The organism is Bacteroides intestinalis, from assembly GCF_003464595.1.
In the GTDB taxonomy this organism is placed as follows: domain Bacteria; phylum Bacteroidota; class Bacteroidia; order Bacteroidales; family Bacteroidaceae; genus Bacteroides; species Bacteroides intestinalis_A.
Genome location: NZ_QRZF01000039.1, coordinates 1 through 9,070, shown reverse-complemented (window position 1 = coordinate 9,070; position 9,070 = coordinate 1). Strand labels below are relative to the sequence as shown.

5 protein-coding genes are annotated in these 9,070 nt (G+C 39.4%); 2 read left to right on the top strand and 3 right to left on the bottom strand.

What is annotated here, in order from left to right:
• Positions 1 to 297: 297 nt before the first annotated feature.
• Positions 298 to 4,290 (bottom strand): hybrid sensor histidine kinase/response regulator transcription factor, encoded by a 3,993-nt coding sequence (locus DWW10_RS25290; RefSeq protein WP_182021544.1) that lies wholly within the window; start codon positions 4,288 to 4,290, stop codon positions 298 to 300.
• Between the two features lie 165 nt (positions 4,291 to 4,455).
• Positions 4,456 to 5,013 carry an NAD(P)H-dependent oxidoreductase gene (locus DWW10_RS25285; RefSeq protein ID WP_118420947.1) on the bottom strand — a complete coding sequence of 186 codons (558 nt, stop codon included), beginning with the start codon at positions 5,011 to 5,013 and terminating at the stop codon, positions 4,456 to 4,458.
• Positions 5,014 to 5,279: 266 nt separating this feature from the next.
• Here DWW10_RS25285 and DWW10_RS25280 point away from each other — a divergent pair, with 266 nt between their 5' ends.
• A complete protein-coding gene (locus tag DWW10_RS25280; RefSeq protein ID WP_259320540.1) occupies positions 5,280 to 6,008 on the top strand; it encodes a hypothetical protein in 729 nt (242 codons plus the stop codon).
• A 97-nt stretch (positions 6,009 to 6,105) separates the two neighbouring features.
• Complete coding sequence (locus tag DWW10_RS25275; protein WP_007216083.1) at positions 6,106 to 7,158, top strand: class I fructose-bisphosphate aldolase; 1,053 nt, start codon at positions 6,106 to 6,108, stop codon at positions 7,156 to 7,158.
• A gap of 89 nt (positions 7,159 to 7,247) precedes the next feature.
• On the opposite strand, the gene DWW10_RS25270 is transcribed toward DWW10_RS25275, so the two are convergent.
• On the bottom strand, positions 7,248 to 8,465 hold the full coding sequence (locus tag DWW10_RS25270; RefSeq protein WP_118420948.1) for a contractile injection system tape measure protein: 1,218 nt from the start codon (positions 8,463 to 8,465) through the stop codon (positions 7,248 to 7,250).
• Positions 8,466 to 9,070: the final 605 nt, after the last annotated feature.

Below are 9,070 nucleotides of genomic sequence, written 5' to 3'. Positions count from 1 at the left end.
GACTAGTAATTGCGAATATAACAGGTGCATAAACGGATAATCAGTAATTTTAATATTGAGTGTGTGCTCTGAAATGTATTTTTTTATATTTCAAGTAATGGATGAGTGATAAAGAACCTATTGTTGTAATAAACTGTGATCAGATATTCATTACAGTGTCTAAAAAGATGCTGGTAACGTCGTTCTTTATCATCGTAATAGTTGGAATCTTTTTCCGGCTATTACGATGATTCTCTTCGGTAGTTAATGCCTTTTTTGTCAGCTGCTCAACAGTTGAGTAACCAACTTTATTGACTATCAGTTTTCTGATTTTGTATTAAATTTGCTTGGACTTACATTGTAATATTTCTTAAATACTTCTCGGAAGTATTTTGCATCCGAGAATCCAACCATATCAGCAATCTCTGTTACCGTATGTTCGCCTTGTTTTAGCAATTGTGCGGCATGTTGCAAACGTATCATCCGGATATAATCAGCTGGAGCGTAACCGGTCAATGCCTTTAATTTGTTGAAGAAACTTGTACGGCTCATGTGATGCTGACTACTAAGCATGTCTACATTGAAGTCCGAATTTCCCATGTTATTCTCTATGCATTCCTTGACAGAGGCTATGAATTTCCAATCCAAGGTATTGGTGCAATTGACTGGAAGAGTCTGTTCTCTATCTTCAATGCTGTTATAAACCTGACGGAGCAAAGCACGATTTGCAAGTATGTTTTTGACCGTTGCCTTGAGTATACCCACACTGAAAGGTTTGGTGATGTAGGCATCCGCTCCGATTTCCAGCCCTTCGAGCATATTTTTTTCATCTCCCAGTGCAGTCAGCAAAATGACCGGAATATGAGATATTTCAAGATCACCTTTTATAACTGAGCAGAGTTCATCTCCACCCATTTCGGGCATCATTATATCGGATATGACGAGATCCGGGTCAAACTCCCGTATTATGACAAGTGCCTCCTTTCCATTCGGGCAGGACTGGACATTATAACCCGTTTTGAACATATCAATAAGATAATTGCGCAGATCATCATTGTCCTCTACTATCAGGATACGTTGTAAAGAGCCATTTACTTGGGATATTTCCATGGATAGTAACCCTGAAGTGCCACCAGATACGATAGTCTCCGAACATTCATTCGGTGTCTTGGGCGAGATGAATTTTGCTTTATGTAGGTGGCTGTTCCCTTTCGGGAAAGTTACCTGCACGCAAGTGCCTTCATGCTCAGTACTTTGAATATGAATCCTGCCTTTATGTAACTTGACCAGTTTGTATACCAGCATCAGACCGATTCCGCTACCTGTCACTTTCAAGTTAATGACATTACTACCCCGGAAACAATTCCTAAATAATTTCTTCTGTTCGCATGAGGGAATGCCGATTCCGGTATCTTTCACTTCGATGCTCCAGGAGTTTCCTTCCTCACAGGCGTAAATGCGTACGCTACCACTTTCGGGTGTATACTTTAATGCATTTGAGAGAATATTCTTCAGAATAGATCCCATCTTGTCACTGTCAAACCACACATTCAGATAGTCAAAATTGCTTTCGTAAACAAACCTGATATGTTTCATCTCGGCATATTTACGGAAAGTAGCACATACATTATCCATATAGGAGTTCAATTCATATTCAGCAACATAAAGGTTGGAAGAGTAGACGTCTACCCGTTCGAAATTTATCAGGTTGGTCGCCAGCTGAAGCAATGCATTCACATTTTTAAGAGCCATATTTATATGCCGCAATGCCTGGTCCTCCACCATACGGTTTTCTATGACTTCCTCCAGCGGAGCTTTTATTAATGTAAGCGGAGTACGTATATCATGGGCGGTATTAATGAAGAATCGTGTCTTTTCATCCGAGACTTTCTTCTGTCTGTGCAGTATGATGATACGGAATATAATAACCATAACCAACACCAGTAGGATTGCATATCCAACCATGGCCCATACACTGGCCCATGCCGGAGGTGTTATGACAATCTGAATGCTCCTTGTTTCATAGGTTTTGTACTTTTCCTCATTGGATATGGCACGAATCTGTAATGTATAACTGCCGGGAGGCAGATTCCTTACAACAATTCGATTGTCCAGACTCGGACGGCTCCACTCTTTATGAAAACCGTCAATCTTCCATGAATAAAGAATGTTGGAAGGATAATCATAATTAATGGAAGCTACATCAAGAGAAAAGGAGTTTTGTCCGTAGGCCAGTTCCAGTCGGTCAGTCTCGTCAATATCCTTTTCCAGCGGAGAACCGTCATCGCCCGGATAAACAGGATGATAGGCTATCATAAAATCGCGTAGTAATAGACGTGAGTAATGTGGTTCCGGTATCTGTATGTCTATCGGAAATCTGACAGCCCCGTCATTTCCACCAAAAACAAGTGTATTTTTGCTATAGGTTGTAGCAGAACCGGTATTGAAATTGACACTCATCAATCCTTGTTCCCGCGTCCAATTGCGGAAGGAGTGTTCTCTAGGTGAATAAATGGTAATTCCGTTTTCCGTACCCATAAGGAGGCTCTCGTCCTGACGCGGAAGAATTGTATAGATATTGTCGGAAATCAGCGCACAATTGTCTGTACGGTACTGATGGATGAACTTCTTTTTATTAATGTCATATACAAGCAATCCAGCTCCACGGGTACCGATATATAGAATGCCGTCGTTTCTCTGGTACAGAGCGCATATATAGGGAGATTCAATGGGCAGGTCAACATACTGATAAACTCCTGATTCCTTGTCAAGCTGGTAGAGCCCCATTCTTGTACCAATCCACATCTGCCGGGTGTCCTTTTCCTGAATGGTAGTGATGGAGTTTACTCCCGGATATAGACGCACACTTTTTGTCTCAAGATTGATGCGCTTCAAATGATGATATCCGCCGGACCAGACGTCACCGGCCGAATCTTTTTTAATGTCAAATATATATTGGTCGGGACGTACTCCTGCAATAGCAGCAGGAGAAATGTGGCTAATCTTAAATCCTTTCCTCTTTTCTATTTTGCAAATGCCTGGCATAAAACCGCCGGCCCATATCACTCCGGGAGCGGCTTCACACAGTGCCAAAAAGATGTGATTTTCATTATCCGGTACCGGATCAAAGGAACTGAGGAATGAGCGCCATTCTTTTGTGTCGGTCTGATAAAGACTAATACCGTTACTGGTCGCAAACCAGAGGTCACCGTCACTGTCCTCCAGTACATCATGAACCTGATCGTTCACCAGTGAAAGACTGTTGCCAAGGGAATGCCTTATCAGGTCGTAACTTCCATAGCGGTTGTTACGGATGGTAATACCGGTAGGATAATTGGCAAGCCAGATGCGTTCTTCCTCATCTACATAAATATCATTGATATTGTTTCCGTTCATCCCGTTATAACTATTATAATCAGCTGTTATATAGGGCTCACTCATGTATGTATTCATATCCAGTTTATATACACCTTTCCCACCCGTGGCTACTAGAAGTTCATGGGCATCCAAAGCAACGATCCGGTTTATCTCTACATTATTGGGCGATTGACAAGGGATGATTTTTCCTGTTTTCCCTACGTCATATATAAGTATTCCCTCTTTATAGTTTCCCACAAACAGTTGTTTTGAAACAGCATGGTAATAGAGTGCATGTACTGATGTGCCGATACCTTCCACCACTTTATTAGGCATTATATTCAGTTTCCCCTTTTCTATTCCGGTATGAAACAGCCCACTCCCTGTACCGATAAAGAAATGGTTGTCATCCGTCTGTTCAATGGCAGCTATTTCACCATTGACTGGTGTCGGCATATGCAAAGTCGTTCCGGTACGGATATCATACCATGTAATACTATCTTTATAACATAACCAGATGCGGTCACTCTTGTCCAGATAACCGTAATTTAGAAATGCTTGTGATTTATTTCTGATCAGTTCCGGATGTACGTAGGCCAGTTCGAATTTATCATGCTGTGAATCATATCTGAAAATACGACCTTTCTGGCCGATTACCCATAATATATTCCCGCTGTCCATATAGAGCCAGTTCAAAGCAATTCGTGAGTCCAGCTTCATGCTGTCGTCTGAAAAATTGTAATGCTTGATCTGTTTTCCGTCATAACGGTCTACCCCTTCTTGGGTTAGGAACCACATGTATCCCCTTCGGTCTTTTTGGATATAATATATTTTCTGGTTGCTCAGGCCGTTTTCCAGTCCTATGTACTTATAAATCTGACACCTGCTTACGGAACTACTGATGAAAAGGACAGTAAAAAGAAAAATTCGTCTAATGTTTAAAGATATTTTCATATTTCTCGCAAAAGATTCAAAAACACATCTGCAAAATTATAAAATATTGGTTAAATATCCACCAAAATGAATGAACTTTATTTCATTTGCAGTCTAATAACATTTGCGTTTCGGAAAGTTCAGCAACAAAAAATGATGAAGAAAAAAATCATATTTTTTCCGTAATCAAAGTGTTTCCATCAATCTGATCAATCTTTCGGCATGTTCTACAGATTTTACCTTTTGCCGTTCTATCAATTCTGGGGTTGTACGTGTGCCGTAACTTACACCGCCAGTATAGATATATCCGGCAAATTCCATTTGACAAAGATTACATGTGGCTTTATAGCAGGGTAGAAGCTCATCAATCGTATACCCCATTGCCCCTTCGTGAGAATACATTTCTTGTGGGGCACCAGTGGTAAATGAGAGTATCAGTTTTTTGCCTTTCAGTTTGTCGCCGGTACTACCATGAGAGAAGCCATGTCGGAATGTTTCTTCCATCCAGCGTTCCAGTATGGAAGGGGCGCTGTACCAAAAGATTGGAAACTGCAACACGATGATGTCGGCTTTCAATAAACGTTGTTGCTCTGCATCGACATTGATTCTGAAGTTGGGATAAAGAGTGTCGAGCTTTACTATTTCTGCTTCAGGAAGACGCTGGCTAATTGTGTTAAGGATCGTTTTGTTAGCTACTGAAGTAGCAAGGTCTGTATGACCGGATATTACAAGTACTTTTTTCATGTTTCAATCTATTATTTTAAATGTTCTATATTTCAATTTATTGCTTTAATTTATTTTTGTTGCAAAGATATGGCAGTTAATGGTATTTGTAATTAGATAAATTACGGATTAAAGTACCATTTTTACAGAAAGAAACAGGCGATTAGTCTATTTCTATTCTTTTATCTGAATAAAAAATCTTATATTTGTCATTACAAACAGGCAATATCATTACCCAAACAGGGCTATAAAAACTTATTTCAAATATTTTTTTATCGAAACTGATTATGAAAACAATTCATCTTGTGGTGGGAATCGTATTGACATTGATGTGTATCCTCTTTATGGGATTCCGGGAGATAGGCCGCTATCCGGATAAGATCTGGCTCCATCGTTGTAATTCGATGGAGAAGTTATATGAGAAGCATATGATTTATCCGAATATAGAAGTTGATCTCGTCTTTCGTGAGAGTCGTAAATTTGATGTAACACATGATGCTGATACTACTTTCTACCTGGGCCTGGCATCCTATTTTTCTTATATGAGAAAGAAAGAAGGAAAAATGTGGTTGGATATAAAGAATCTGACTCCTGAGAATAGAATAATGGCATTTTCAAGTTTGGACAGATTAGTAGAATCTTTTCAGATAGAGAAAGATCGGCTGATTATAGAAGGACAGAGTTGGAAAGCTTTGGAAGTATTCACACAAAGTGGTTATTATACTTCGTTTTATGTACCTTACGATGATCCGGATGATTTAAGTAAAAAAGAATTGAAGTGCTTTATTAAGGGCTTGCAGGAAATTGCAGATAAAAAGGTTGTTAGTGCCCTGTCCTTTCCCGGATGCTGGTATACTGAGATAAAGGAAAGTTTGAATCGTTCCATAGACCTATTAACTTGGGAACATCGGAGTAGTCAGTTGCAACTTTTGTTGTCTTCCATTGGACGCGAGATGCTCTTCGATCCGCAGTTAAAGGTGATACTGGTAAAAGATAAAGGAAAATATCACCGATAATTCATATTATGCTTATGGTTTTCCCAGAAAACTAATAAACAATCGACAAAGGAAAACTGTTTATTTAGTATGATTCTAAATTAAAAACGAATATATTATGAGTAAAACAGTTGATTTGTTGGGACAACAGGCAGAATATTACCTGAACCATACGTGTAAGACAATAGATAAGAAATTAATTCATGTTCCTGGACCTGATGTGATTGATAAAATCTGGGTGGATTCTGACAGAAATGTACGTACCCTTAATAGCTTGCAGGCTTTGTACGGGCATGGACGCTTGGCGAATACCGGGTATGTATCCATTCTGCCGGTCGACCAGGATATAGAACATACAGCCGGAGCATCATTCGCTCCTAATCCGATCTATTTTGATCCTGAAAATATAGTGAAACTGGCAATCGAAGGAGGCTGTAATGCAGTTGCATCCACATTTGGTATATTAGGGGCTGTTGCCCGCAAATATGCCCATAAAATACCTTTCGTTGTAAAACTGAACCATAATGAACTGCTGACTTATCCAAACTCTTACGATCAGGTGATGTTTGGAACTGTGAAGGAAGCATGGAATATGGGTGCGGTAGCTGTTGGCGCTACTATCTATTTCGGTTCGGAGCAAAGTCGTCGTCAGATTATTGAGATATCACAAGCTTTTGAATATGCTCATGAGTTAGGTATGGCAACCATTCTCTGGTGTTATCTCAGAAACAATGATTTTAAGAAGGATGGCACTGATTATCATGCGGCAGCCGACCTTACCGGACAGGCCAACCACATCGGAGTGACCATCAAGGCTGATATTGTAAAGCAAAAACTTCCTTCCAATAATGGCGGATTCACAGCTATTCACTTTGGTAAAACGGATGAAAGAATGTATTCTGAACTCGCAACTTCACATCCTATCGACCTTTGTCGCTACCAGGTTGCTAATGGTTATATGGGGCGTGTCGGTTTGATTAATTCCGGTGGTGAATCTCATGGAGAATCAGATTTGCGTGATGCTGTTGTTACGGCGGTTATCAATAAACGTGCCGGTGGAATGGGATTGATCAGCGGACGGAAAGCATTCCAAAAGCCAATGGAAGAGGGTGTTCAATTATTGAATACCATTCAGGATGTTTATTTGGATTCTTCAATAACAATTGCATAAAATTTTTAATCAGTATAGAAGATAAAGGTCTTCTATACTGATTATTTAAATGTAAAAGTGAATTTCTGAACTGTTGTCAGAGCAGGAGTTTATCTCCAGTTAACCTTGAGTATATTTTCCATCCATGGTAACCGTATGAGTTTGTATGACCAAGGAATGCTATCCAATAATATATCGAATGCACGTTCTTCTACAGTTAGAACCCATTCCCTTTCAGTCTTTTCTATAAATCCCGCTCTTCTCAAAAAAGCTTCTTGAAAACCTCTCATTGAGGTATTCCTCATTTTTTCCCAGTTTGCCTTTGCTGCTTCCAATAGAGAATCTATTGTGCTAAGTTCATTTTGATTAAGTTCCAGTCTTTTAGGGAGTGATTCGTTGGAGGGGTAATTTATTAACAAACGATTGAGGAACAGATCTTTTTCATCATACTCCTTGTCTTCATTTGCTATAAGGCGTTGTAAAATGAATATAGCTCGTACTTTTGATTCGTTACTATTGAAACTCCTGCGGTCTTGGCTTAACATATTAAGCCTCATAAAAAGCATTGGTAGAAATGGGAAGAGAATGACCAATCCTGCATTTGGTATAGGTATGTGTTTCAAATCTCCATATTGTTCTGTACCCAAATGAGGAGTAGAAATTGGAGTATGGGTTGGTTCTGAAGCTGCAGAACCATATACATGCATTCCGGGAGCTATTACATTCTTATCTACTTTTACACTACCACAAGTTCCTTCATCGCCCGGACCAATATCCCAGTTCCCTTTGTCGCGTTTAGCTATGATTTTTCCTCCTGTAATAGTTATGTTTCCACATTTGCTTTTTCGACCTGCATATTGACCGGCACCGCCTATTCCTGCAGATCCCGCGCGCCAGGAAGTCTCGTGCTGATAACCCGCATAGGCTTCTATCGTTCCACTTTCGATAATAATGTCACCACATTCGGTAGCATACCCGCATCCTATACCAGCTGCACCTTCTCCACCGTATGCAATTAATTTCCCATCGCCTTTAATAATCAGGATGGAATTCTTTCTTGATTGGATTGCAGCCATTTCACGGCCACTGTGTAGCATATTGTTTCCTTCAAGAATTACCGTGATATGACAGTCTTCTGCAATATGGAATGCAACACCCATGTTTTCCAGATCACATAAGTTAGCATCTTGTAGAACAATTGTTGCATGTACTCCGGCAGATACTGTTATTCCATGTCTTGAATTGGTACCTGTAATAATATACATTCCTTCTTGGGAGATACGGAAAGCATCCGATTCCCTACTCATGTCTATTTTTTCATTTCTCATAAGAATAAAAATTAATATTGTATTTGTTGATTATTGTATATTGATTTTCAGTTTGTTTTTAGCTGTTTTATAAAATGGCTAATGCAGCCATTTCTTCATAACGATTATCCGGAAATATTCGTTGGCTTATATTATTGTTTCCTCGGATGAACACAGGCAAAAATAGTTGGAAGTTGGGAAATCTAAATACTAAAATCAGTAAACTAAAATAATTATTTTAAGTAGTTGAAATTCAGGATATTTATTCTGAATAAATCTTTCTGTTTTTACGATTTCAACCTTTTTTTGATGATATGAAGTGTGTGCTAAACAATATTTAGCCATATGTTTTGCGGTAAAAGCTCCAATAGTGATTAGAAAACAAACAGGGGATCATTTGTTTCTTGCCCTGTGTGTGTTGAGTTTTCCAATAAGTCTTATTGGGGGATGACCTTGGCTAACAAGCCTATCAACCAAGGTTAATCGACTCGTCAACCAAGGTTGATCGGCTTGTTAACCTAGGTCAACACTCGACTGTTCCTAAGGATAAAGAGATATATCTCTGGCCTTCAGTAGAATAATGACTATGCCTGTAAACGGTTTACACTCTCTAATAATCTCTTCCT